General features: G+C 34.0%; 26 protein-coding genes. 10 read left to right on the top strand and 16 right to left on the bottom strand.

Annotated features, from left to right (window positions below; translation table 11 throughout):
• Positions 1 to 76 precede the first annotated feature (76 nt).
• From SB689_RS12910 to SB689_RS12885, 6 genes are all read left to right on the top strand, one after another.
• A complete protein-coding gene (locus SB689_RS12910) occupies positions 77 to 1,060 on the top strand; it encodes a zinc-dependent alcohol dehydrogenase family protein (RefSeq protein ID WP_410692539.1) in 984 nt (327 codons plus the stop codon).
• 136 nt (positions 1,061 to 1,196) lie between these two features.
• Positions 1,197 to 2,102 (top strand): DMT family transporter, encoded by a 906-nt coding sequence (locus tag SB689_RS12905; protein WP_410692538.1) that lies wholly within the window; start codon positions 1,197 to 1,199, stop codon positions 2,100 to 2,102.
• An 89-nt stretch (positions 2,103 to 2,191) separates the two neighbouring features.
• A complete protein-coding gene (locus SB689_RS12900) occupies positions 2,192 to 2,758 on the top strand; it encodes a hypothetical protein (RefSeq protein ID WP_066756469.1) in 567 nt (188 codons plus the stop codon).
• 6 nt (positions 2,759 to 2,764) lie between these two features.
• On the top strand, positions 2,765 to 4,888 hold the full coding sequence (locus SB689_RS12895) for a cation:proton antiporter (protein ID WP_410692537.1): 2,124 nt from the start codon (positions 2,765 to 2,767) through the stop codon (positions 4,886 to 4,888).
• A gap of 10 nt (positions 4,889 to 4,898) precedes the next feature.
• The gene (locus tag SB689_RS12890) at positions 4,899 to 5,471 is read left to right on the top strand and encodes a hypothetical protein (RefSeq protein WP_410692536.1); all 573 of its coding nucleotides are present in this window, start codon (positions 4,899 to 4,901) and stop codon (positions 5,469 to 5,471) included.
• Positions 5,468 to 5,827 (top strand): hypothetical protein, encoded by a 360-nt coding sequence (locus SB689_RS12885; RefSeq protein ID WP_410692535.1) that lies wholly within the window; start codon positions 5,468 to 5,470, stop codon positions 5,825 to 5,827. The genes SB689_RS12890 and SB689_RS12885 overlap by 4 nt, the downstream gene beginning before the upstream one ends.
• 45 nt (positions 5,828 to 5,872) lie before the next feature.
• Here SB689_RS12885 and SB689_RS12880 read toward each other — a convergent pair whose 3' ends face one another.
• Together SB689_RS12880 and SB689_RS12875 are read right to left on the bottom strand one after the other, a co-directional pair.
• A complete protein-coding gene (locus SB689_RS12880; protein WP_410692534.1) occupies positions 5,873 to 6,982 on the bottom strand; it encodes a 5-(carboxyamino)imidazole ribonucleotide synthase in 1,110 nt (369 codons plus the stop codon).
• Positions 6,983 to 7,032: 50 nt separating this feature from the next.
• Positions 7,033 to 7,581, bottom strand: a complete 549-nt coding sequence (locus SB689_RS12875) for a DUF1543 domain-containing protein (protein WP_410692533.1) — start codon at positions 7,579 to 7,581, stop codon at positions 7,033 to 7,035.
• An 85-nt stretch (positions 7,582 to 7,666) separates the two neighbouring features.
• On the opposite strand from SB689_RS12875, the gene SB689_RS12870 reads away from it, so the two are divergent.
• Both SB689_RS12870 and SB689_RS12865 read left to right on the top strand, forming a co-directional pair.
• Positions 7,667 to 8,497, top strand: coding sequence for a sulfite exporter TauE/SafE family protein (locus SB689_RS12870; RefSeq protein WP_410692532.1), 831 nt, complete (start codon positions 7,667 to 7,669; stop codon positions 8,495 to 8,497).
• Complete coding sequence (locus tag SB689_RS12865) at positions 8,497 to 8,880, top strand: DUF1634 domain-containing protein (protein WP_410692531.1); 384 nt, start codon at positions 8,497 to 8,499, stop codon at positions 8,878 to 8,880. The genes SB689_RS12870 and SB689_RS12865 overlap by 1 nt, the downstream gene beginning before the upstream one ends.
• A gap of 15 nt (positions 8,881 to 8,895) precedes the next feature.
• Here the strand turns inward: SB689_RS12865 and SB689_RS12860 are convergent, their stop codons facing one another.
• Positions 8,896 to 9,273 (bottom strand): VOC family protein, encoded by a 378-nt coding sequence (locus SB689_RS12860; RefSeq protein ID WP_410692530.1) that lies wholly within the window; start codon positions 9,271 to 9,273, stop codon positions 8,896 to 8,898.
• 8 nt (positions 9,274 to 9,281) lie between these two features.
• Positions 9,282 to 9,728, bottom strand: a complete 447-nt coding sequence (locus SB689_RS12855) for a nuclear transport factor 2 family protein (RefSeq protein ID WP_410692529.1) — start codon at positions 9,726 to 9,728, stop codon at positions 9,282 to 9,284.
• A gap of 157 nt (positions 9,729 to 9,885) precedes the next feature.
• Here SB689_RS12855 and SB689_RS12850 point away from each other — a divergent pair, with 157 nt between their 5' ends.
• Positions 9,886 to 10,920 carry an endonuclease/exonuclease/phosphatase family protein gene (locus SB689_RS12850; RefSeq protein ID WP_410692528.1) on the top strand — a complete coding sequence of 345 codons (1,035 nt, stop codon included), beginning with the start codon at positions 9,886 to 9,888 and terminating at the stop codon, positions 10,918 to 10,920.
• Between the two features lie 98 nt (positions 10,921 to 11,018).
• Here the strand turns inward: SB689_RS12850 and SB689_RS12845 are convergent, their stop codons facing one another.
• The 12 genes from SB689_RS12845 to SB689_RS12790 all read right to left on the bottom strand — a co-directional run bounded on the left by SB689_RS12845 (position 11,019) and on the right by SB689_RS12790 (position 21,496).
• Entirely contained in the window at positions 11,019 to 12,074 is a 1,056-nt protein-coding gene (locus tag SB689_RS12845; protein WP_410692527.1) for a diphosphomevalonate/mevalonate 3,5-bisphosphate decarboxylase family protein, read from the bottom strand.
• Positions 12,075 to 12,172: 98 nt separating this feature from the next.
• Entirely contained in the window at positions 12,173 to 13,939 is a 1,767-nt protein-coding gene (locus SB689_RS12840) for an AMP-dependent synthetase/ligase (protein WP_410692526.1), read from the bottom strand.
• Positions 13,940 to 14,953, bottom strand: a complete 1,014-nt coding sequence (locus SB689_RS12835; RefSeq protein ID WP_410692525.1) for an NAD-dependent epimerase/dehydratase family protein — start codon at positions 14,951 to 14,953, stop codon at positions 13,940 to 13,942.
• 393 nt (positions 14,954 to 15,346) lie between these two features.
• The gene (locus SB689_RS12830) at positions 15,347 to 16,351 is read right to left on the bottom strand and encodes an MvdD family ATP-grasp ribosomal peptide maturase (RefSeq protein ID WP_410692524.1); all 1,005 of its coding nucleotides are present in this window, start codon (positions 16,349 to 16,351) and stop codon (positions 15,347 to 15,349) included.
• Positions 16,348 to 17,301, bottom strand: a complete 954-nt coding sequence (locus SB689_RS12825) for an MvdC/MvdD family ATP grasp protein (protein ID WP_410692523.1) — start codon at positions 17,299 to 17,301, stop codon at positions 16,348 to 16,350. The genes SB689_RS12830 and SB689_RS12825 overlap by 4 nt, the downstream gene beginning before the upstream one ends.
• A gap of 94 nt (positions 17,302 to 17,395) precedes the next feature.
• Positions 17,396 to 17,614 (bottom strand): microviridin/marinostatin family tricyclic proteinase inhibitor, encoded by a 219-nt coding sequence (locus tag SB689_RS12820; RefSeq protein WP_410692522.1) that lies wholly within the window; start codon positions 17,612 to 17,614, stop codon positions 17,396 to 17,398.
• A 42-nt stretch (positions 17,615 to 17,656) separates the two neighbouring features.
• A complete protein-coding gene (locus SB689_RS12815; RefSeq protein ID WP_066756412.1) occupies positions 17,657 to 17,869 on the bottom strand; it encodes a microviridin/marinostatin family tricyclic proteinase inhibitor in 213 nt (70 codons plus the stop codon).
• Positions 17,870 to 17,894: 25 nt separating this feature from the next.
• The gene (locus tag SB689_RS12810) at positions 17,895 to 18,104 is read right to left on the bottom strand and encodes a microviridin/marinostatin family tricyclic proteinase inhibitor (protein ID WP_410692521.1); all 210 of its coding nucleotides are present in this window, start codon (positions 18,102 to 18,104) and stop codon (positions 17,895 to 17,897) included.
• A gap of 27 nt (positions 18,105 to 18,131) precedes the next feature.
• Positions 18,132 to 18,362: a microviridin/marinostatin family tricyclic proteinase inhibitor gene (locus SB689_RS12805; RefSeq protein ID WP_066756407.1), complete on the bottom strand. Its 231-nt coding sequence runs from the start codon at positions 18,360 to 18,362 to the stop codon at positions 18,132 to 18,134.
• 115 nt (positions 18,363 to 18,477) lie between these two features.
• Entirely contained in the window at positions 18,478 to 19,257 is a 780-nt protein-coding gene (locus SB689_RS12800; RefSeq protein WP_410692520.1) for an alpha/beta fold hydrolase, read from the bottom strand.
• An 88-nt stretch (positions 19,258 to 19,345) separates the two neighbouring features.
• A complete protein-coding gene (locus tag SB689_RS12795) occupies positions 19,346 to 20,071 on the bottom strand; it encodes a pyridoxine 5'-phosphate synthase (protein WP_410692519.1) in 726 nt (241 codons plus the stop codon).
• Between the two features lie 159 nt (positions 20,072 to 20,230).
• Positions 20,231 to 21,496, bottom strand: coding sequence for a mechanosensitive ion channel family protein (locus SB689_RS12790; RefSeq protein WP_410692518.1), 1,266 nt, complete (start codon positions 21,494 to 21,496; stop codon positions 20,231 to 20,233).
• 274 nt (positions 21,497 to 21,770) lie between these two features.
• Between SB689_RS12790 and SB689_RS12785 the strand changes: the two genes are divergently transcribed.
• Complete coding sequence (locus SB689_RS12785; protein WP_410692517.1) at positions 21,771 to 22,958, top strand: carboxypeptidase-like regulatory domain-containing protein; 1,188 nt, start codon at positions 21,771 to 21,773, stop codon at positions 22,956 to 22,958.
• Positions 22,959 to 22,992 lie beyond the last annotated feature (34 nt).

The raw sequence follows: 22,992 nt of genomic DNA, 5'->3' as shown, positions 1-22,992 counted from the left end.
CCTTTTATAATGTAAAAATACAACATTTAAAAATAAATACTTCCGAAATTTGTATCATAATTAATTCAATATCAAAATGAAAGCAATTGTATTAGAAGAATTTGGAAAACCATTAGTATTAAAGGAAATAGACAAACCTCAACCCAAAGACAATGAAGTTTTAATTAAAATAAAAGCAAGCGGACTAAATCCTTTGGATGTAAAAATAAAAAACGGACAGGCTGCCCATGCGCAAGTCAGTCTTCCGATGGTATTGGGAATCGATATGTCTGGAATTGTGGAAAAAATTGGTAAAACCGTCCAAAATTTTAAAGTTGGAGATGAAGTATTTGGCATGGTTGGCGGGATAGGCAACAATCCCGGAACTTTAGCAGAATATGTCACAGCCGATGCGGAACATTTGAGTTTAAAGCCGAAGAATATTACATTTCAGGAAGCTGCAGCGCTACCTTTAGTATTTATCACAGCTTGGGAAGCTTTGGTTGATAAAATAAATATCCAACAAAATCAAACCATTTTAATACACGGCGGAAATGGTGGTGTCGGACATATCGCTGTACAAATAGCCGTTGCTAAAGGATCAAAAGTATACACAACCGTAAAACCAGATCACGCAAAACAAATGAAAAACTACGGAGCCGAACCTATAGATTATACTACTCTTTCGGTTGATCAATACGTTCAAAAATATACAAATGGTATTGGTTTCGATGCAGTACTTGATACCGTGGGAGGAAGTGTTTTAGATGATTCTTTTAAAGCTGTAAAACAATATTCAGGTCATGTGGCAAGTATTTTGGGTTGGGGAACTCACAGTCTTGCTCCGTTGTCTTTTCGTAATGCAACATATTCAGGAGTGTTTACATTATATCCGTTGCTATCGGGAGAAGGAAAAAAACATCATGGAGAAATATTAAAAGAAGCATCTAAACTCATCGAATCAGGAAAGATTAAAGTAAAACTTCATGACACTTTTTATTCTTTAGAACAAATAAATGAAGCATATGACCTACTAGAAAACGGAAAATCAACCAGAAAAATAGTAATTACTATTTCTTAATTTCAAAGTGTTCAGGAGCTCTGTTTATATTTTTAAACCGAACTTCTGAACATTCTGTTCCCATTCAAATTCACCAAACTGTACCCATTCGTTTCATTTCAAAAAAGATATATTTGCTTACCACTTTTACTCTATTTTGAAAGATTACAAACTTATTTTTGCCGTCATTACAGTAGCTCTTGTTTGGGGCACAACTTTTCTGGCGATCCGTGTTGCGGTAGAAACTATTCCGGCTTGGTTTGTAGCTGGAATTCGACAGTTTTTGGCATCAATGATTATGTTGATCTTCCTACTTTCAAGAAAAGAATTTAAATGGATCGGTTGGAAAAACTTAGGTTATCAGATCATTTTCTCTTCATTAATGTTGGTTGTTGCCAATGGAATGACCACCGTTGCAGAAGAAACCGTATCAAGTAGTTTGGCTTCCCTTATAAGCGCGTCCTCTCCTATCCTAGTTTTTCTGGGAAGTGTGGCAATTGGTTTACAGAAATTTAGTTATAGAGCTTTTCTGGGTGTTTTGATGTGTTTCAGTGGAATATTATTCATTTTCTGGGACGGAATAAAAGACCTCGCCAATCCGGATTACAGAATGGGAATTATTTTCCTTTTTTGCGCTATTTCGGGATGGGCTTCGGGAACGATTTTCACTAAAAAATTAAATATTCAAAGTGGAAATATTTCATTGAATTTATTCTATCAATTTCTATTTGCCGGAATTGTTCAGATCATCTTTGCTTTCATTTTTTCCAACAATTATAATTTCGAAAATTGGACTTTAAAAAGTATTTCTGCAATGATATACCTATCAGTTTTCGGTTCTGTGGCTGCATTTTTTGCTTTCCATTATGCTTTAACCAAGATCTCGCCCGTTCAGGTTTCAATATTAGCTTATTTCAATACCATTATTGCTATTTTTCTAGGATGGCTCATTATGGATGAAAATATTACTATTAAATTTATCATGGCTGCCGTTTTAATTATCATGGGAGTTTTTATTATTAATTATAAACCTGAGATGTTTAGAAAACAGAAAGTTGTATAATTTTTATTAACTAAAACCTCCTATTTTCGGGAATTCAATTTCATCATTTGCGTTTTTTTGCTTATATTGTTTAGACCAATATACTCAGTATGCTAAAAAACACACTATTTATACTTCTGGCAATTCCATTCTTTTTTGTAAGCTGTAATGATAAGGAAAAAGAGAGCAGTCTCATTTCCAGAGAACAGCAATTACTTCAAAAAGAGAAACTCTTTGCCCAAAAAGAATCTGAATATCAGGCACTATTAAAAATGAGAGACAGTATTTTTTCAAAGAAAGATTCTGTTAAAATCGTGATGTGGCCTACAGAAATTTCCGGAGACTGGACAGGAAAAGTAATTTGTACAGAATCCAACTGCAGCGATTATGTCGTTGGAGATCAGCGTATAGATACCTGGGAATTTGATAATGATTCTACTCAATTGGTCACCAAAATTATCAACAATAATAATCTTGTAAGATTGTACGCAGGTAAATTCGATCATAACGAAATAAAGCTTAATTTCAAAACAGATTCTACCGCCAAAAAGAAGGTAGAAATGAATATTTTATTGAATGATATTTCTGACAACAAAATCAGAGGTACCAGAACCGTAACGGTAGACAATAGCTGTCTGGCCAAATTCTCTGTCGAGTTAGTACGTTCCACAAAATAAACACCTATGATCTTACTAAGCATACATAATCTGAGCCTTCCCATAGAAGATCCGGTATTAAAGTTCCTGTTGGTTCTTATCATTATTCTCGCCGCGCCGCTTTTGTTGAATAAAATAAAAGTCCCACATTTATTAGGACTTATCATCGCAGGAGCTGTGATCGGACCAAACGGCTTTAATGTTCTATCAAGAGACAGCAGTATTGTCGTGACCGGGACTACCGGTTTGCTGTACATTATGTTCCTTGCCGGACTTGAAATTGACATGGGAGATTTTAAGAAAAACAAATGGAAAAGTCTCACTTTCGGAATTTACACCTTTGTTGTTCCTTTTATTTTAGGTTTTCTGGGCGGATATTATCTTTTACATTTTAATATTTTAACGTCCGTACTTTTTGCCAGTTTATTTTCATCACATACTTTGATAGCCTATCCTTTGGTTAGCAAGTTGGGAATTGCAAAAAATCTGGCCGTGAATATTACCGTTGGCGGAACAATGATCACAGATGTTCTTGCCCTTTTGGTTCTTGCTGTCGTGGTAGGAATGTCGCAGGGAGATGTCGGGACTGCATTTTGGGTAAAATTATCGGTTTCGTTTATCGTTTTCGCTCTTATTGTTTTGTTGATATTCCCGATGATTGGGCGCTGGTTCTTCAAAAAAGTGGATGATAAGATTTCACAATATATTTTTGTATTAGTGATGATTTATCTGGCAGCAATGTTGGCAGAATTGGCAGGTGTAGAAGCCATTATTGGGGCATTTTTTGCAGGTTTGGCTTTAAACAGACTTATCCCGCACACTTCTTCGTTGATGAACAGGGTTGAGTTTGTCGGGAACGCCATTTTTATTCCTTTCTTTTTGATCAGCGTAGGAATGTTGATCGATTTTAAAGTTTTCTTTGAAAGTTTAGAAACCCTTGAAGTAGCCGGAATTATGCTTATTGCTTCCATCGGAGGAAAATATATTGCGGCTGTGGCAACTCAGAAAACATTTCGACTTTCAAAAGATGAAGGAAAACTTATTTTCGGATTGAGTTCTGCTTCTGCTGCTGCAACATTAGCTTCTGTAATGGTTGGTTATAACATCATTATTTCCGAAACCGAAACCGGAGAACCGATAAGATTATTAAATGAACATGTTTTGAACGGAAGTATTTTATTGATTCTTGTTTCGTGTACAATTTCATCATTTATATCGATGGCGAGTGCCCAAAAAATTGCAGAAAGCGACAATGAAGATACCGTTTCGGGAACGAACCATGAAGAAGAAAATATTCTGTTGGCCATTAATCATGAAAAAACTGTGGAAAGAATGGTCAATCTCGGGATTTTAATAAAGGCTCATTCCAATACCGAAGATCTATTTGCATTGAATGTTATTAATGAAGATAAAAATGAGTCTTCCGTAAAAAATGCAGAGAAATTATTGCATCAGGCAACCGATGCAGCCGCTGCCGCAGATGTGAAATTGCAGGCTTTGAAAAGATATGACAATGACGTCATCAACGGTGTACACAACGTCATCAAAGAACAAAATATCACAGATTTGATCATCGGATTGGAAGATGAAAAAGGCTTCTCCCCTTCTTTTGTCTATAATCTTTACAACGGTTATCTACAAAATGATGATGTGAATGTGTTAGTATATCATGCGGCACAACCTCTTTCAACTATCAAAAAATATGCAGTGATGATTCCTCAAAATGCTCATAAAGAAGCCGGATTTTTCCATGCCCTTCTCAGAGTTTGGAATATTGCCAGAAACTCCGGTGCTACGGTAGTTTTTTATACTCCTGAAAATATTTTGGAGATTTTACAAAAGATCATTAAAAAAGCCAATATTGAAGCTGAATTTATCATCATGAACAATTGGCGAGACGGAGAAAAAACCGCTGCACAATTAAAAGAAGATGAAGCGTTAATCGTTTTAATGGCGAAAAGAGGAATGCAGTCTTACATTCCACAAATGAGAATTATCCCGGAATTATTGAATAAATATTTAAATAATAACAATTATCTTCTTATTTTCCCGTTTTCGGAATTTGATAAAAATAATCCCGAAATACGATCTGTAGGAAATCATGGAGATTTTGTGGAGATCGGGAATGTTATTCAAAAGATTTTTAAGTAAAAACTATTTTATGAATTTAAAGTTTATAATTTTCATTGTATTATTTTTCCTATTCTGTGGCTGTAAAAAAGAAAATATCTCAGGGGCAAACTCAAAAGAAGTCATTCCAAAAGAAGTAAAATATGGTAAAACTTTCTTTGATTACGATCAAATTGATTATTACTCGATTAATTTAGGAGAAGGGAAAATTAAAGAGTTATATGAAAATCAGGATAAATCAAAAGTAGATAAATACAAATATACAGTCACTATTGATGAAACTCCTGAAACTATCACAGATCTTGATTTTTTAAATTATATGGAAATGATAGGTTATGTAAAAAAGAAAATAGACAAATCTAAATTCCCTCAAATCAACAAAATATTTGTTGAAAAAACAGCAAGTGACGGCTATGCGGCGGCTTGTATACCTGTTTTCAGGGATATATTGATATTCAAAAAACAAGAAAAAGTAATTGGAATTGCAAAAATATGTTTTAGCTGTCACCAATACAGAATTATTGGAACTCATGCTAATAAAGAAAACTTTGGAACAAATAACGATTATGAAAAACTTGAATTTATTTTAAACTCAATTAAATGAAAAAGACCATAATAATTATAGTTTCAATACTTCTTCTATTTGTAATTGCATTCACCGTTTATTGGAATTTACCTATTGAAATTACCCGAAAATCTGATGTACAATTTGGAAATCAATTAATCGAAAATATTGAAGCTTATAAAACAATCAATAAAAAACTTCCTGAAAATCAAGATTTAAAAACACTTGAAAAATTAGGTTTCAAAAAAGAAAATCAAAGTACAAAACCCAATTATGCAACAGATAATCAAGGTACGTACGAATTGATTTATATGGATGAATTTGATGGACCTTATCTGATGTGGAATTCTCAGGAAAAAAAATGGACGATCGATTATCCGAAAATTCATGAATAAAAAAAGACTGCTTTTCAGCAGTCTTTTCGTTTATTATTAAGCAAGTTAAGCAATTACTCTTACCATTTCTTTCACCTTCACCAATTTCTCCATCAGCTCTTCTTTTGAGTCTGCCAATACATTGATGTGACCCATTTTTCTTCCGGGTTTGGTTTCAGTTTTTCCATAAAGATGAACGTAGGTTTTTGGCATTTTCAGTACATCGTCCATTCCTTCATAAATTACTTTTCCTTCAAATCCTTCTGCGCCGACTAAGTTTAACATTCCACTGAAAGTTAGAGAATCAGTATCTGCTAAAGGTAAGTTTTTCACCACGCGGTACATTTGTTCGAACTGTGAATTAGCATTTCCCTCCTGACTTTGATGTCCTGAATTATGCAATCTTGGAGCCGTTTCGTTTACCCAGATTTTTCCTTCCTGATCTAAAAATAATTCGATCGCAAAAAGTCCGGGAGAATTTACAACTTCTAAAAATTTCTCTGTAATGGAATCAATCTGTTTCTGAATATCTTCACTTAAGAAAACCGGACAGATATTGAAATCCAATAAATTAAGTTTCGGATCTGCAACCATTTCCGTTACGGGAAAAGTCTTTGTTTCTCCGTTTTCATTTCTTGCAACAATTACAGAAAGTTCTTTATCAATATCAACTAAGCTTTCAATCACAGAAGCTTCCTGCCAAAGGTTTTGAAGATCAATTTCATTTTTAATTACCTGAACTCCTTTTCCGTCGTATCCACCCGTATTCATTTTTTGAACAAAAGGTAACGGCATTGTAATTTCTTCATCCCTGTTCCAAACTACCTGAAATTCAGGACTTGGAATGTTATGCGTTTTATAAAATTCCTTTTGAAGGATTTTTTGTTGAATAGTTTTAATAATATTAGAATTCGGAACTACTTTTACGCCTTGCTTTTCAAGTTCAGCCAAAGCTTCAGCATTTACATGTTCGATTTCAATTGTTACAACCTCTTTATCTTTACCGAAATTCAAAACCGTTTCATAATCATTGAAATTTCCTTGCGTAAAGTATGAGATGTTGTGACAAGGTGCATCAGAAGCGGGATCAAGCGTATAAAACTGATCATCATATTTCAATGCTTCCTGAATCAACATTCTTCCTAATTGTCCTCCTCCTAAAATTCCTATTTTCATTCTTTCTTTTTATTTTTTTCTATTAGATTTAATTTAAAGCTAATTTTATTTTAAACTTTATCGATTTTCAGATATCCCAATCCAATTTCATTTTCCTGATTTTCGGCATCGGATTTAATTAAAACAATCGAATATTTTTCTTTCATTTTTTCGGGCAGAATGTCATTTACATTAAAAATATCATCAATGTCTACTCCATGCTTATCGTCGACATGGCTTACAGCGCCTTCAAAACCCATTGTTTTATAAAACTCTGTATTTTTCGCTCTTTTAATGATCTCTCCCATCGATTTTCCGACCATCAAATGCTGTTCGTGAAATTCCTCAAAATGACCTCTTTTATATCCGCCTAAATTCAGGAAATACAATTGATCTTCTGAAGTTTCATCATTTTTTTCAACAATTTTCACCTCATAGCCATCTGCAAACTGTACTTTCTGATGACAATCTAGGTGAATTTTACCGTCTGCTTCCTTCCAAAAATCCTTCATATCCGGAACTAAATCTTTCAGGCTTTCCGCAATTCCGAAAAAAACATCATGCTGCTCAATATTTCTACCTTTAGGAGTTGCTCCCAAAATGACATAAAATAAATTCATTTCTCTCTACGTTTCTGCAAAATTACGTTAAAATAATCTTTTTTAAAAGTTTGTCAGACAACGCCAATAGTTTTATATTTGTAGCATGTCAGAAATCATTATTCTCTTTCTTGGAGCCATTTCGGCAGGGCTTTTAGGTTCGCTTACTGGTTTAGGAGGAGGAGTTATCATCATCCCTTTATTAACGCTGGGTTTCGGCGTTCCTATGCATTACGCAATCGGTGCTTCATTAATATCTGTGATCGGAACTTCTTCCGGTGCGGCCGTTGCTTTCGTTAAAGAAGGCTTCACCAATATGAGGATCGGAATGTTTTTGGAGATCGGAACAACAGCCGGCGCCATCATTGGAGCCTTAGTTTCGGGGATGCTAAATCCGAATACATTGGGAATTATTTTCGCAAGTATTCTTATTCTGACGGTTATTTTAAATCTTAAAGGAAAGCCCGACCATCAGGAACCTGTAATAAAAGGAAGTTTGGAAGAAAAACTGAAGTTATTCGGAACATTTCCTGACAAAGGCGTTTTGAAAAGCTATTCTGCAAGAAATACAGTTCCCGGATTTTTGATGATGATGTTTGCTGGGGCGATGTCCGGATTGTTAGGAATCGGTTCTGGGGCATTGAAGGTTTTGGCAATGGATAATATGATGAAACTACCTTTCAAAGTTTCTACCACGACAAGTAACTTTATGATTGGTGTAACTGCTGTTGCAAGTGCGATGATTTATTTCCAGAGAGGTGAAATTATTCCTGTAATTGCCGCTCCGGTATTGGTTGGCGTTGTAGTCGGAAGTTTCATCGGATCAAAAACATTAATGGTTTCTAAGACAAAAAAACTGAAAACATTCTTCGCAATTGTGATCACGATTTTGTCGATTTATATGATGTATAACGGTATCAATAAAAGTTTCAGATAATGAGAAAGAATTTCACTGATGTAGATCTGAACCGTTCCGTTGGAAATCTTCTGAGACTGGGCGTTATTTTATCTGTATTGACTTCAATGATTGGTTTTATCAAACTTTTTCTTGAAGGCTTTGAAATGCCTAAAAAATACACGAGTTTGGATGTAGGTTCTTCTTCCGAAAAGGTTTGGGGACAATTCTGGCATTCCCTGTGTGCAGGAGAAGGAATGGCCATTATTCAATTGGGAATTCTTATTCTGATCATCACTCCTTTGATGAGAATCGTTTTTGCCTTGATAGGTTATCTTAAAGAAAAAGACTACGTATATGTAGTCATTTCTTCGATTGTTTTAGCCATTATGGCGATCAGTTTCTTTACAGGTTATGCTCATTAATTTAATCTCTTAAACTTACATTTCATAAAACTCTAAGGGCAATTTGTCCGGATCTTGGGTAAAGAAAAATTCTTTTCCGGTGAATTCATCGATTCTTATTTCTTCACAGTTTAATCCTTTTTGAATTAATTCCTGACGTTTTTCGTTTACATTTTCAACCGAAAAAGCCAAATGCCTTAAACCACATGATTCCGGTCGGGACGGTCTTTCGGGTGGATTTGGAAATGAAAATAATTCGATTACGTAATGTTCTCCGATGGCTAAATCGAGTTTATATGATTGCCTTTCTTCACGATAAACTTCACGAATGATATTTAATCCTATTACTTCTGTGTAGAATTTTTTGGAAACTTCATAATCTGAACAAATGATGGCGATATGATGTATTTTCATTTTTAAATTTATTTTAAATTCTCACAGTTTTCTTTTCTTCTGGTATCAATTAAATATTGAATTTTCCAGACATTATTCTGTTTTACCAATTGAAAACTGTTCGCTCCACAATGTAAGAATTTTCCTTTATAATAGAATTGATACGGCGTAAAAACACTCGCTAAATTTCCGTCAACATGAATCGCTTCAATGGTTATTCTTTCATCAAGATCATCTTTTGAAACTTTAGAAATTGAAGAAATAAAATCTGGAATATTATCTGTTTTCACCGTTCCGTCTTTAGTAATTGTTTGAAGAATAGCGCTTTCCGAAAATACAGATTTCAACAACTCAGGATCTGCATTTTTCATGGCAAGAAATAAATTTCGGATAGGCTTTTCAACATCCTGATTTTGAGACTGCTGTCCAAAACAAAAAGTACTTAATAATAAAGTGAGAGCTACTATTTTATTCATATTATTTTTCGGTTAAATCATACAGAATAAAAATAGGAAAATAAAATATAAACCGTACATCAATTTAAAAACTAAAATCATACTTTTAACCCTTTATTCAAGAAATATGTGGAATGTTTATCTGATCTTAGTTGTACTGTTATTAATTTTAACGCTTTTGCCTAAAATTCAAAATTCACATTGGATATTTAGAGTTCCTGAATTTGGAAAGATCCAAATCACTTATTTCATTATTATTACATTTATTTTAGGCTTTTTGGCTGATTCTCATTCAGAATATTTCTGGTATTTTCAAGGTTTTTTAGGATTGATGCTTGTTCATCATGGCGTTATCTTGGTAAAATATACTCCTGCTTATCCTGTGAAAAAACATTCAAGACAGGAGAAATCATCTCAAAAGATACATTTTATTTCAGCGAATGTGTATCAATTCAACACAGAATACAGCAGATTTATCAAATTAATAGAAAAACATAAACCCGAAGTTTTTCTGACAATGGAAAGCAACAAAGATTGGGAAAAAGCGATGCAGTCTTTGGAAAAAGACTATCCCTATCATCATAAAGTAACGCTGGAAAATACTTACGGTATGCATTTTTATTCAAAAATAGAAATAAAGGAAGCTAAAACACATTATTTTGTTGCTGATGATATTCCGAGTATTGAAGTTCATTTAATGACTGAAGATGGATTTTCATTTGTCTTTTTCGGGGTTCATCCACCACCGCCAAGTCCTACTGAAGAGGAAACTTCAAAAGAAAGGGATGGTGATTTATTGAGTACCGCAAAACGCGTAACAAAAATTGATAAGCCCGTAATTGTTGTGGGAGATTTTAATAATGTTGCGTGGTCAAAATCGTCTATATTATTCAGAAAAACGAGTCATTTGATTGATCCTAGAATCGGTCGTGCTTTTGTTTCAACGTTTCATGCAAAATATCGAATGTTGAGATTTCCGATTGATCTGATGTTCCATAGTGAAGATATCTTTATTGAAAAACTTACAACTTTAGAGAATTTCGGTTCTGATCATCTCCCCGTTTATTGTGAGTTTTTTATAGATCACCACAATGATCAGCAGGAAGAAAGAATAGAACAAGCAACTACAGAAGAAAAAATTCAAGCTGAGGAAATGATTCAGAAAGGAAAAGAAGAGGATGGAGAGCGTGATGCGGTTGTGACTGAGGATTAATTTTAATATGTTTTGACTAAAGTCAATCGTATTTCTACACAACAAAAACGGGCTAAATCCCGTTCCTATTGATACTTAAGTATATTTTTTTATTGTAATTAAAACTTCATAATATCCTTCACTACTCCATTGTTTTGGGTGTGTTGTAATAATTCAGCTTCGATAAATGATTTAATTTTTTCTTCAGAACCGTCATTCGGGAATAAAAGATGAACGTTTGCACCTGCATCCAATGTAAAGAATAAAGGTAAATTTGTTTCTCTTCTAAAATCCCAGATCTTGTTGATCACTTCCAGTGTTCCAACTTTCATCAAAATAAAAGCAGGATCGCTCATCATCATCATTGCATGAAGCGTAAGAGCTTCATGTTCAACTAATTTGATAAAACTTTGTAAGTCACCACTTTTAAGAATTTCAATCATCGGAATGAAATTTTCTCTCGCTTCCTGAAATCTTCTTTCTGCATATGGATTTGTATTCATCAAACCGTGTCCAACCGTTGAAGAAACTGTTTTTTGACCTTCATGAATCAACAAAACCCAATCATTAAAATCCTTGAAGATCTCATGAATTTCATCATCCGGATATTGTACGGCATATAAATCTGAACTGCCTTTAACCTGAGATTGTCCCCAAACAACCAGTCCATTGTAAAGACTTCTGCAAGCACTTCCGCTTCCTAATCTAGCCAGAAATGACGCTTTTTTTAGTGATTCTTCATCAGATGTTTTTTCAGAAAAAACTTCATCCAATTTCATCAGACATTTTGCAATCGCTCCAAATCCTGAAGCTGAACTTGCTATTCCTGAACTGTGTGGAAACGTATTTTCTGTTCTGATGATGTATTTTCCTTCTAAAATCCAAGGCAAATATTGGTCGATATTTTTAAAATATTTTTCGATCTTTTCAGCAAATTTTATTTCTTCATTTCCTGCTAAAAAAGTTTGTACAGAAAATGGTTCTCCAGCTAAAAATTCTACTGTCGTATTGGTTTTACAATGATTTAAAGTATAACTGATACTCGGATTTGCAGGAATCTGATTATCATATTTCCCCCAATATTTAATTAAGGCAATATTCGACGGACAGCTTTCTGAAACTGTTTGTGAGCTTATCGTAAAGTCTTCTTTTCCTAAAAATTCTTGTGTTGTCATAATCTAATTTAAAATGATAAAACTTGTTTTTTAAACCACAAATAGCACAAATGCTTTTCACAAATTTCACTATATGCTGTGACCTTTCATCGTTTTATTTAATACATTTTCTCAATAATATCTGCATATTTTTTAAGAACTACGTTTCTCTTTACCTTCAAAGTCGGCGTGATCTCGCCTGTGTTGATATCGAATTCTGCAGGCATCAAGGTGAATTTCTTCACTTTTTCGTAATCAGACAAATCACGTTGCAGTTCATTGATTTTGTCTTTGTATAAATGAATAATTTCCTCTTTTTTCACCAATTCTTCCCAATTGGTAAACGGAATATTATTTTTCTTAATATAATCTCCTAAAAACTCAAAATTAGGAACAATCAGAGCCGAAACAAACTGTCTTCCCTCTGCGATCAAAACAATCTGACTTATATAATTATTGTTGGTCAAAAGGTTTTCGATCTGCTGTGGAGCGATGTATTTTCCGTTGGAAGTTTTCATCAGATCTTTGATTCTATCTGTAATGATCAGATTTCCTGCATCATCAATCTTTCCTGCATCACCAGTTTTAAACCAACCATCTTCCGTGAAAACTTTTTGCGTTTCTTCAGGCTTGTTGTAGTACCCTTTCATGATACCGTTTCCTTTAGCCTGAATTTCATCGTTTTCTCCGATTCTGATTTCAACTCCCGGCAAAGGTTTTCCGCTTGTTGCGTGTTCAAAATTCGTTAAAGGGAAAAGTGTCAAAGTTGCCGTAGTTTCTGTTAAACCATAACCTACCGTAACGTGAATTCCAACCGATTCGAAGAATCTAGTTACTTCGGGAGACAAAGAAGCTCCGCCACAAGGCAGGAACCACAGTCGGCCACCCATTTTTTCTTTGATTTTATTGAAAACAAGCATCTCTGCAACTGATTCTTTTAGCTTTAAACCAAAAGAAACCGGATTTCCATGCTGTCTTAATTCTCCTGTTTGCTTTCCTGTTTCGAGAGCCCAATTGAAGATTTTCTTTTTTAATGGTGAGCCTTCATTGGCCTTTTCTAATACTCCGGCATACACTTTCTGGAAAAATCTCGGAACGGCGCACATCATCGTAGGTTTTACCTCTTCCAATGCTTTTGCAATATTCTTTGGATCTTCCAGAAAATACACTCTCGCCCCTCCGTACAAACAAAGTAAGCTCCAGCATCTTTCGAAAACGTGACTTAATGGTAAAAATGCCAATGAAAGCTCTTCTTCGAAATTTTTAAACTTAAAAAATTCAAAATGAGCATCGAAAGCTTTGATGAAATTTCCGTGCGTCAACATTACGCCTTTTGGTGTTCCGGTAGTTCCTGAAGTATAAATCAATGTTGCTACATCTTCGTATTCTTTTTTGCAAAATTCTAATTTTGAAGAAGCTTTTGCAATAAAGTCTTCCAGATAAAAACTGCTGAATTCTTTTTTGATCCACACTGCTTTTTTAGAAACAATGATGGTTTGAAGAGTATTTTCTTCTTTATGTAAAACCTCCAGACAAGCATCATATTGCGCCTGATCTCCAACCAAAATAATTTTAGCCTGAGAATCATTGATGATATATTCTGCCTGTTCAGCGTTATTTGTTGAATAAATAGGAACCGTAATCGCTCCGATAGAAATGGCAGCCAAATCAAAAATCATCCACTCAGAAGAATTGTCTGAATAGATCGCGACCTTATCATTTTCCTGAATTCCTGCATTTTTCAGAGCATTGGCTGTTTTGAAAATCATTTCACCAAATTTCTTCCAGCTCAATTCCTTCCAGCCCTCTTTTTTCTTAAAACCAATGGCTGATTTTATGGGATGCTTTGCTACATTTTTATTGATAATTGCCTCTGCAAGATTCATTTATTTATTCAGCTTTTTGTCGTTACTATAATTATTAAGATGAAAATCAACACTTTCCTGTACGGGAACGAACTGATAATTCAGCTTTTCTTTAATTTTTTGATTGGAAATGGTATTCAGTGAAGTTACCGCTTCAATATTAGATCGGGTTGCCATTTTTAATTGTGGAATTAGCCATCCGAAAAAAATATTCAGCCATCTTGCCAAATTCAGTTGAGTATTGGAAAGAATTTTAGCGTCTTTCAAACCTAATTTATTTCTGACATAATTCCCCAAATCTGCATATTTTTTATTTTCAGAAATAAGAATAAAACGTTCTCCGAAAATATTCTTTTCCATTAATTCGATTGAAATTTTTGCTACATCAAAAACATCTACATAAGACGTTCCTCCTGAAAAGTTAAAACTATTCTTTTCAAAAGTTGAAAAAAGTTCGCCGCTGCTTTGGCTCCAATTTCCGCTTCCGATGATGATTCCGGGATTGATGATAATTGTATTTAAACCTTCCGCAGAAGCTCTCCAAACCTCCATTTCAGATAAATGTTTGGAAATTGCATACGCAGAATGTTCTATTTTCGGATTAAAATCAGACTCTTCATCCAATTCTCCTTTTTCATTAAAACCGTCTAAAACCGCAATAGAACTTACATGTAAAAATTTCTTAACATCGGAACCTTGACAGGCGAATAAGAGGTTTTCTGTACCTTTAATGTTAATATGGTACATTTCTTTCTCATCTTTAGGATTAAAACTTACTTTTGCAGCGCAGTGATAGACCTCATCTACTCCTTTCAAAGCATCTTGCAGAGAATTAATATCATTAAAATCTACATCGATCCATTCAATTTTATTAAAAAAATCGTCGGCACTTTCCGTATAAAATGTATACGAATGTTTTACTTCCTTTATATTGCTTGTAGGTCTTTTCGCAGCACGAACGTTTTTGCCCTTTTTAAGAAGCTCTAAAACAATTACTCTGCCTAAAATTCCGGTGGCACCCGTTACAAAAACCATCAATTATATTTCTACTTGATTGTTGACTAAATTATGACAATATTTTTTATTCAGCAATTCTTCATTTTGTTAAATAATTACCTAAAAATTGTATCTGCAAATTTGCGATTTTTAAAGGACAATTTCGGCCTAGTTTACTATTTAATTAATGAATTTGTTTAAATTTTAATGGAAAATATTTTGTTGGAGAAATCGCAAAGGCGCAAGGTTTTTATTCTTCATGCTATTTCTAAGGTGCAAGAAAATCTAAGATTTTCAGCAAGCGTTAAGTTTTATATTTTGGCTAAAGGCTTTATTGGGATTAAAATAAGAAAACGGGCTAAAGCCCGTTCCTATTGATATAAATTCTTGTGTAATTCGTGGAATTAATTTGTGATTTTTGTGTTTAAAAATCTAAGCTAAAACCATATTATTTCTTCTCGGAGCTTTGTCGCACAACACATCTGCGATGCTTTTTGAGATAAGATTTCCTTCTGTTAGATTATCCAACCAGAAAAACTCTCCCGCTGCATTGATCTCGATGAAATAATAGTCATCTTCAGGGGAAACGATGATGTCTAATGCTCCATAATCAACTTTGTAAACATCTAAAAGCTCTAAAACCTTTTCTTCAACATCTTTCGGAAGTTCGGTTGGAAGCCATTTATCAATTAAATTAACGCCATCTTTTCTCCAATCAACTTTGGCATCTTCAAATTGTTGAGAATCGATTTCAAAAGCATAAACGTCCTGACCAACAACGGTTACACGAAGTTCTCTTTTCTTTTGAATCATTTTCTGAAACTGCATCGGGCAGTATAAAAGTGACTCTAATTCTTCAAATTTATCTTCTTTAACAACGTTGGTGAACACAACACTTTCAACTCCATCTTCATAAATGGCGAATCCGGTCTGCATTTTTGCAACGACATTCTTGTGTTTTATGATAAACTGTTTTGCTTCTTCTGGATTATTAGTTAAGCAAGTTGCAGGAATTTTTAACCCAATTTTATCTGCTATTTTAAGCTGTTCTTCCTTGCTGTCTAACCTTCTGTAAACACTTGGTTTCCCCAAAGAATAACAATCAAAAGATTCAAGAAAACCGAAAAGCGTGTTGCGGATCTCTCCCATTGCCGCTCCATAGAATTTAGAATCCATTTCTTCTTTCAAACCGTTTCCGATATTGTAAGCTCTTCTGTACCAAACCGCTGCAACATCATCCACACGGATTTTCGCATCAGCAGTTTCAAGATAACTCACCCATTCTCCATCTTGGAAAATAGTGGATAATTTATTTTGTAAAGGATATAAATCGACATCGAAACGAATCACTTCACAGTTATTTTTTTCAATATATTCTGTTACTTTTTCGATTGAAAAATTATCTCCAGTATGCGTAATTATTAAAATTTTATTCATTGGTTATTTATTCTTTTTATAAGGTTATCGGCTATTCTTTCTGCAATGGGAAAATTGAGTTCTTTTTGCAGCATTCCCCACTCTCCCTGCGGATTTACTTCAAGAAAATAATATTTTCCATTTTTTCCTTTGATCATATCGATTGCTCCGAGATACAGTTTCATTTCCTTCATCATAGAAGTTAAATTTACTTTAATTTCTTCCGGAAGATCATATTCTGACCAAAGAAAATTTCCCTGAACAATTCTCCAATCGGCATTTTCACTGTTGTTTATCTTACCCGTGAAAAATTCGCCGTCAACATATACAATTCTCAGTTCGTATTCTTTTTCAATATAAGGTTGGAAAATCATTGGACAATAAGCAATGTCAGCAATGTGTTCTAAATTATTTTCATCAATAATGGTTGTTGAAAGAAAATTTTCCCCATTCATCGATTTTGTAATGACACCGTGAAGTTTTGCCACAGCTTTCCCATCACAGTTTTCATGAAAAAAGGTTAAAATCTTTTCTTCATCGTTTGAAAAAAGCGTTTTTGGGATGGTTAGATTAAACTTTTTAGCAATTTTAAGCTGATACATTTTGTTTCCATCAATCTTATTTTCAGATCCATATGGATTAATCCACGGGAGATCTTCCAAAATCGTGAAAAGATTGTAGCGAAGACTTCCGTATTCCTTCAGGAAAATTTTCTCGTAATCTTCATCAAGATCATCAGGAACAGTAATTCGCCAGGATTTTCTGTGCCATACAGCTTGTATATCTTTAGAATTTAAGACATTTCCAAACTCATCAGTCAGTTCAAATGAATCTTCATTAATGCTGATTTTCTGAAAATCATTAAGATGATCAGAATTAAGCCTGAAATAAGGGATATTTTTGGATCTCAGATAGTCGAAAAAGAGATCGATATTATAAAAATCGTTGGAATGAGTAATACAGAGAATCATTTGCCGCGTTTTATTAAAAAAGGAAACTTAAAGTTTAAGTTCCCTTTTAAATATGATTTTGTTAATATGTTTTAATTATAAAAACAACTCATTTTTATATAACCGGAGCATCATCATCTCCGTCAGATGGATATTTCTGAGTCTGAGCCATGTCATACTGAGGCTTTGTAACGGTATCTAATACTGGTTTTGTAACCGTATCTCTTTCAGGAATTGTGATATCCGTTCCTCCTGTTACTGTTTGAGGATCTTTAAGTTGTTTTTCTAGAAAAGAGGCAAAAAATGGCTTCTTTTTTGAATTTTCGTTTTTCATAATGTTTAGTTTGAGTTTGATTGTATTTAAATTGAATAAATCTTATTCCAATTCTCCGGATTCGTCACTATCAGAAGGATATTTCATTGTTACCTGATCATTTTGTCTATTGGTAACAGTATCTCTAAGAACTGATGTTGTTGGAGAATCCTGAAGTGCCGTCGTTATTGCTCCTCCTTTTACCGTTTGAGGATCCTGAATTTGCTTCTCTAAAAATGATGCAAAAAAGGGCTTCTTTAAATTTTTGTTTTTCATAATCCTTTTAGTTTGATGTTAAAAATTATGAAGCTTCTCCTGTTTCGTCGCCGTCAGAAGGATATTTCATTGTTACGTTGTCATATCCAGGCTTTGTAACAGTGTCTTGAAGCGCTGTTGTCACATTATCAAGAAGTTCTGAAGTCATAGCTCCTCCTTTTACTTTGTCAGAATTATTGATTTGCTTCTCTAGAAAAGACGCAAAAAACGGCTTCTTTAAGTTTTTGTTTTTCATGGTTTTTGAATTTGGTTTTAGTTTTAATTATTCAACAGAATCATCACCATCCGAAGGATACTTCATGGTTACGTGATCTAATCCAGGTTTTGTAACACTATCCGAAAGTGCAGATGTAACGTTATCTTTCGTAGGAATTGTAACAGAATCTTCAAGAGCTGTTGTTATTTCCTGACCTCCGTTTACTTTTTCCGGATTCTTAACTTGTTTCTCTAAAAACGAAGCAAAAAACGGTTTCTTTGAATTTTTCTGTTTCATAAGTTTATATTATTAGTTATTTGGTAAAACTAAATTACAAAAAATTCAACACCAGGAGAAATAAATATATTATTTAATAAAATTTTAACACAAATTCAACAATTGTAGAATTAAATTAATTTAAACCTAAAAATTCTCTAACAACATTCGCAAAATCAACAGGATTTTCTGCCTGAACCCAATGTCCTGCATTTTTCACCGTAACAATTTTAGCTTTCGGAAATTGCTGCTTGATCCCAAACTCATCCTGAGGAAGAATATAATTTGATTTCTCACCTGAAATAAATAATGCTTCTCCCTCAAAAACACCAAATTTGATGGCATTGGATACAAATTCTGTATATTTTTCAGATAAAGTTTTCAAATTAAACCTCCAGTTTAGTTTTTTATCATCATCCCAATATAAATTTTTAGCCAAAAACTGAATGGTAGATTTTTCAGGAATATATTGTGTTAAAACAGCTTCAACTTCATTTCGAGAGTTTACAGTATTAAAATCAACCGTTTCCAACGCTTTGATAATCCCTTGATGATGTGGAGGATATGCTTTCGGAGAAATATCAACAACAATTAATTTATCAACCTTTTCGGGATATTTTATTGCGAACTGCATTACCGCTTTTCCACCCAAAGAATGTCCTAGAATATGGGCTTTTTCGATTCCGTAATGGTTCATATAATTGGTGATATCGTCAGCTAAATCATCATGCGACATACTCTCGGAATGAAAGCTTCTTCCATGATTTCTAAGATCAATTAAATGAACGGGCAACTGCTCGCCAAGGTCTTTTCCAAAGCTTCCCCAATTGTCGAGCATTCCGAACAATCCGTGAAAAACCAAAAGCGGTGTAGACGAAAGATTTTCGCCAAATATTTTTGAATGTAGAATTTCCATAAGTTTTTATATAAGATGTTAGAAGTTAGAAACTAGATATTAGTAAAATGCACTGAAATACTAACGTCTAATTTCTAACTTCTAGTTTCTAATTATTCCATTTTGCCAATCTCTTTAAATACACCTGAATTGTATTTTCCATTCCCATGTACAAAGCTTCAGAAACCAAAGCATGACCGATGGAAACTTCCAATAAATTCGGGATATTATCTGCAAAATATTTTAAATTTCCTAAGCTTAAATCGTGACCTGCATTGATTCCTAAACCAAATTCATTTGCAACAACTGCGGTGTCATAATAAGGTTTTATAGCCTGTTCTTTATTTAGTAAATAATTTTTCGCGTAAGCTTCTGTGTATAATTCTATTCTATCAGCCCCGGTTTTTGCAGCATATTCTACCAATTCCGGTGTTGGATCAAGGAAAACAGAAGTACGGATTCCTGCATTTTTAAATTCAGCAATGATTTCTGTAAGAAAATCTAAGTGCTTTCTTGTATCCCAGCCTGCATTTGAAGTAATGGCGTCATCTGCATCGGGAACTAACGTTACCTGCTCAGGTTTTACTTCCAAAACCATATCGATAAACTCTCTGTGTGGATTTCCTTCAATATTAAATTCTGTCGTCACCAAAGGCTTCAGATCATAAACATCTTTTCTTGTAATATGTCTTTCATCCGGTCTTGGATGGATCGTAATTCCCTGTCCGCCAAACTCCTGAATTTTAATTGCAGCCTCCGTTACACTTGGCGTTTCGCCTCCTCTTGCATTTCTTATCGTTGCAATTTTATTAATGTTTACACTTAATTTTGTCATTTTTTAATCTGTTTTTAAGTTGGAAGATGGATGCTGGGAGTTGGAAGTCTATTACAACTCTGCATATTTCTATCTATGCCTACTTTTAAATATTTACAATGGAAGATTTATGCGGAATGAAGAAAAACTTCTAGCTCCCAGCATCCATCTTCCTACTTTTTATACTTTTATACTCACCTGCATTACCTGCAAATCAAATTCTTTGGAAGCAACCAGTAAATGGTCAAAAATATCGGCTTGGATTTGCTCGAAATGCTCCCATTTTGAATCATTTGCAAAACAGTAAATTTCCAATGGCAAACCTTGTGGAGTGATGTCCAACTGACGAACCATCATCGCACCCTCCTGATCAATGTCCGGATCGTTTTCGATATATCTTTGCGCATAATATCTGAAAACTCCGATGTTGGTAAGTTGCCTTCCATTAATGATTTTATCTTTGTGTTCCAGGCTTTCTTTTTCTTTTTTTAATTCGATAATCTTTGATTCCAGATAATCGGAAATTAAATTGATATCCTTTAAACGCTCAATTTCTTCATCATTTAAAAATTTAAAAGAATTGATATTAAAATAGATTGATTTTTTAATTCTTCTCGTGTTAGATTCAGACATTACCTGAAGATTTTTAATCTCAGTCGTCAACAAATCATAGGTTGGAATTGTAGAAATCGTTTTATCAAAATTATTGATTTTTGTCGTCAAAAGGCTTATATCAGCGATATTTCCCTCGATACTGTACTTGGGAATACTGACCCAGTCTCCTACTTTCAAGCTTTTTGAGGTCGCTACATGAATCCCTGTGACAAATCCTAAAATCGTATCACGAAAAACTAATACCAAAACTGCTGTAATAGCTCCTAAACTTCCTACAATTGTGCTCCCTTTTATTCCAAATATAACACAGATTCCAACAATTGAAAAAATGAAAATTCCCAGAATTTTAACGGTTTCGGAAATGGCATTCAAAGCCATGATGTTGTAGAAGTCCTGCTTGATAACGAAGTAATTTCGGAACGCTGTTAGTGATCGATAAAGCATCCCTGCAACGATCAAAACCAAACCAAGATTTACCATTCTTACAATAAAAAATGTGGTGCTTGGTAAATGACCGGTAAAGATGAAACTCTGTATTCCTCCCACAATCGTCAAAGCAATAAAATGAGCTAGAGAATTGGTGACTTTGGATGCTTTAATAGAATTCAGAATAGGATATTTTTCCTGATTATGAAAAAACCGTGAACTGCTATTAATAATCAACTTTAAAATGAAATCAATGATTAAAAATATTCCGATAAGCAAACCGATCTTTATAACAATATGAAGAATAAATTCCATCCCGGATGGCGCTATTCCTGTTATATAGTTATAAAGCACTTCACTCAGTTCCTGAATAAAATTCTTGGTATCTTGTATTTCGTCTTTCATTTACAGCAAATTTAGGAAATTTAAGGGTGATTTTAATCAAAACCTTTCTATCAATTTTCATCCCAAAACGATTTTTTTTTTAATATTTAATAAAAATTATCAATCATTATTTTTAAAATTGTTAAATCCTCTTAAACTTTGATTAATAAATGGAAAATTCGCCAAAAACCATCTTTAAAAATAAATAATATTGAAAATTTATCACATTTTATGATTTTATATTTAATTATTTATTAAATTTGATTAAAACTAAACAAATCAAAATCAATTAGATATGAGAAAACACTACTTATTTATTTTGTTGTGTGTATTCACACTTTTCACCAGTTGTGCAGGAGGAGACGATTCTCCAATAGTTTCCGAAAACGTTGGTTCTACGGTTGTAAAAACCGGAAAACTTACCGGAAAAGTAATGTCACAAAACGGAACCAAACCTATTGGCGGGGCTTCAGTTTTTACTTTTGATGACAAGTATAAAATCTATTACACCACTTCAGACGCAGACGGTAACTTCACGTTGGTAGCTCCGGCTGGAAACCAAACCGTTCATATTCAGACAGGTAACGGTAGTAATTTCCGTACAGAAATTTCTGCAACTGTAAAAGATAATGAAACTTTAAATCTCGATGCCAGTCAAACCAAACTGAATCAGGTTGCAAAAATTGCTTACGTAAAAGGAACGTATGATAAAATTGAAGATATTATTCAGACTTTAGGCTATACCGCCACCGAAATCACCAATAACGATCTTGCTAACCTGACTACTGTTGCACAGTATGACATCATATTTCTTAACTGTGGCTCTAGAAATAATTACTCTTCAAATCCGGGACTTTACACTGTAATTGATACGAATTTAGCCACTTTTGTTGCTAATGGAGGTAGTATTTATGCTTCAGATTGGGACGTTGCCTACTTGGTGGGTGGAACTACCAACACCAATAACTGTTCGCTTTCAGGAGGATTTGTTCCCGACACAAAATTATGTTCTAAAAACATCGGAAATGTAGGGATGGTAGGCGCTACGGTAAATAATGCAGGACTTACAACAGCTTTGGGATTCAATACACTTAGTATCAATTATGATTTAGGTGCATGGCAAAAAATAACTAACTATGATCCAGCATATTGGGAAGTTTTAGTTAAAGAAACTTCATCAAATGATGCTTTGATGATCAGAACCAATCATTTTACAGCAACGGGTGTGCCAACTACTCCGATAGGAAACGCTCCAAATTCAACATTTGTAACGGTTTGTATTACGCTACCGGGAAATATCCAGATCAGTCTTTCAGTTCCTCAGGCGTTAGTTCCTTATTTGGTTGCATTAGGTGCAACAGTGGGGCCTTGCTCAGGATCTTCAACAAGTGGATATATTTATTATACTACTTTCCACAATCATGCTTCAGGAAACATTGGAAACGCTGGCGTAATTCTACAATATGTAATCTTAAACTTATAGTAAATTTTTGACTTATATTGAAAGGTGGCTTTTT

Origin of the sequence: Chryseobacterium sp. SIMBA_038 (assembly GCF_046535115.1) — a bacterium.
In the GTDB taxonomy this organism is placed as follows: domain Bacteria; phylum Bacteroidota; class Bacteroidia; order Flavobacteriales; family Weeksellaceae; genus Chryseobacterium.
This window is presented reverse-complemented; position numbering and strand designations above follow the sequence as displayed.

Bases quoted from the DNA above. Each gene is read 5' to 3' on its own strand.
- SB689_RS12910 (WP_410692539.1), top strand. From the start codon at position 77: ATGAAAGCAATTGTATTAGAAGAATTTGGAAAACCATTAGTATTAAAG.
- SB689_RS12860 (WP_410692530.1), bottom strand. From the start codon at position 9,273: ATGAAAATACATCATATCGCCATCATTTGTTCAGATTATGAAGTTTCC.
- SB689_RS12880 (WP_410692534.1), bottom strand. From the start codon at position 6,982: ATGAAAATAGGAATTTTAGGAGGAGGACAATTAGGAAGAATGTTGATT.
- SB689_RS12820 (WP_410692522.1), bottom strand. From the start codon at position 17,614: ATGAAAAACGAAAATTCAAAAAAGAAGCCATTTTTTGCCTCTTTTCTA.
- SB689_RS12810 (WP_410692521.1), bottom strand. From the start codon at position 18,104: ATGAAAAACAAAAACTTAAAGAAGCCGTTTTTTGCGTCTTTTCTAGAG.
- SB689_RS12835 (WP_410692525.1), bottom strand. From the start codon at position 14,953: ATGGTTTTTGTAACGGGTGCCACCGGAATTTTAGGCAGAGTAATTGTT.
- SB689_RS12870 (WP_410692532.1), top strand. From the start codon at position 7,667: ATGTCAGAAATCATTATTCTCTTTCTTGGAGCCATTTCGGCAGGGCTT.
- SB689_RS12805 (WP_066756407.1), bottom strand. From the start codon at position 18,362: ATGAAACAGAAAAATTCAAAGAAACCGTTTTTTGCTTCGTTTTTAGAG.
- SB689_RS12825 (WP_410692523.1), bottom strand. From the start codon at position 17,301: ATGATTCTCTGTATTACTCATTCCAACGATTTTTATAATATCGATCTC.
- SB689_RS12895 (WP_410692537.1), top strand. From the start codon at position 2,765: ATGATCTTACTAAGCATACATAATCTGAGCCTTCCCATAGAAGATCCG.
- SB689_RS12900 (WP_066756469.1), top strand. From the start codon at position 2,192: ATGCTAAAAAACACACTATTTATACTTCTGGCAATTCCATTCTTTTTT.
- SB689_RS12865 (WP_410692531.1), top strand. From the start codon at position 8,497: ATGAGAAAGAATTTCACTGATGTAGATCTGAACCGTTCCGTTGGAAAT.
- SB689_RS12855 (WP_410692529.1), bottom strand. From the start codon at position 9,728: ATGAATAAAATAGTAGCTCTCACTTTATTATTAAGTACTTTTTGTTTT.
- SB689_RS12790 (WP_410692518.1), bottom strand. From the start codon at position 21,496: ATGAAAGACGAAATACAAGATACCAAGAATTTTATTCAGGAACTGAGT.
- SB689_RS12885 (WP_410692535.1), top strand. From the start codon at position 5,468: ATGAAAAAGACCATAATAATTATAGTTTCAATACTTCTTCTATTTGTA.
- SB689_RS12815 (WP_066756412.1), bottom strand. From the start codon at position 17,869: ATGAAAAACAAAAATTTAAAGAAGCCCTTTTTTGCATCATTTTTAGAG.
- SB689_RS12830 (WP_410692524.1), bottom strand. From the start codon at position 16,351: ATGAATAAAATTTTAATAATTACGCATACTGGAGATAATTTTTCAATC.
- SB689_RS12845 (WP_410692527.1), bottom strand. From the start codon at position 12,074: ATGACAACACAAGAATTTTTAGGAAAAGAAGACTTTACGATAAGCTCA.
- SB689_RS12795 (WP_410692519.1), bottom strand. From the start codon at position 20,071: ATGACAAAATTAAGTGTAAACATTAATAAAATTGCAACGATAAGAAAT.
- SB689_RS12785 (WP_410692517.1), top strand. From the start codon at position 21,771: ATGAGAAAACACTACTTATTTATTTTGTTGTGTGTATTCACACTTTTC.
- SB689_RS12890 (WP_410692536.1), top strand. From the start codon at position 4,899: ATGAATTTAAAGTTTATAATTTTCATTGTATTATTTTTCCTATTCTGT.
- SB689_RS12875 (WP_410692533.1), bottom strand. From the start codon at position 7,581: ATGAATTTATTTTATGTCATTTTGGGAGCAACTCCTAAAGGTAGAAAT.
- SB689_RS12800 (WP_410692520.1), bottom strand. From the start codon at position 19,257: ATGGAAATTCTACATTCAAAAATATTTGGCGAAAATCTTTCGTCTACA.
- SB689_RS12840 (WP_410692526.1), bottom strand. From the start codon at position 13,939: ATGAATCTTGCAGAGGCAATTATCAATAAAAATGTAGCAAAGCATCCC.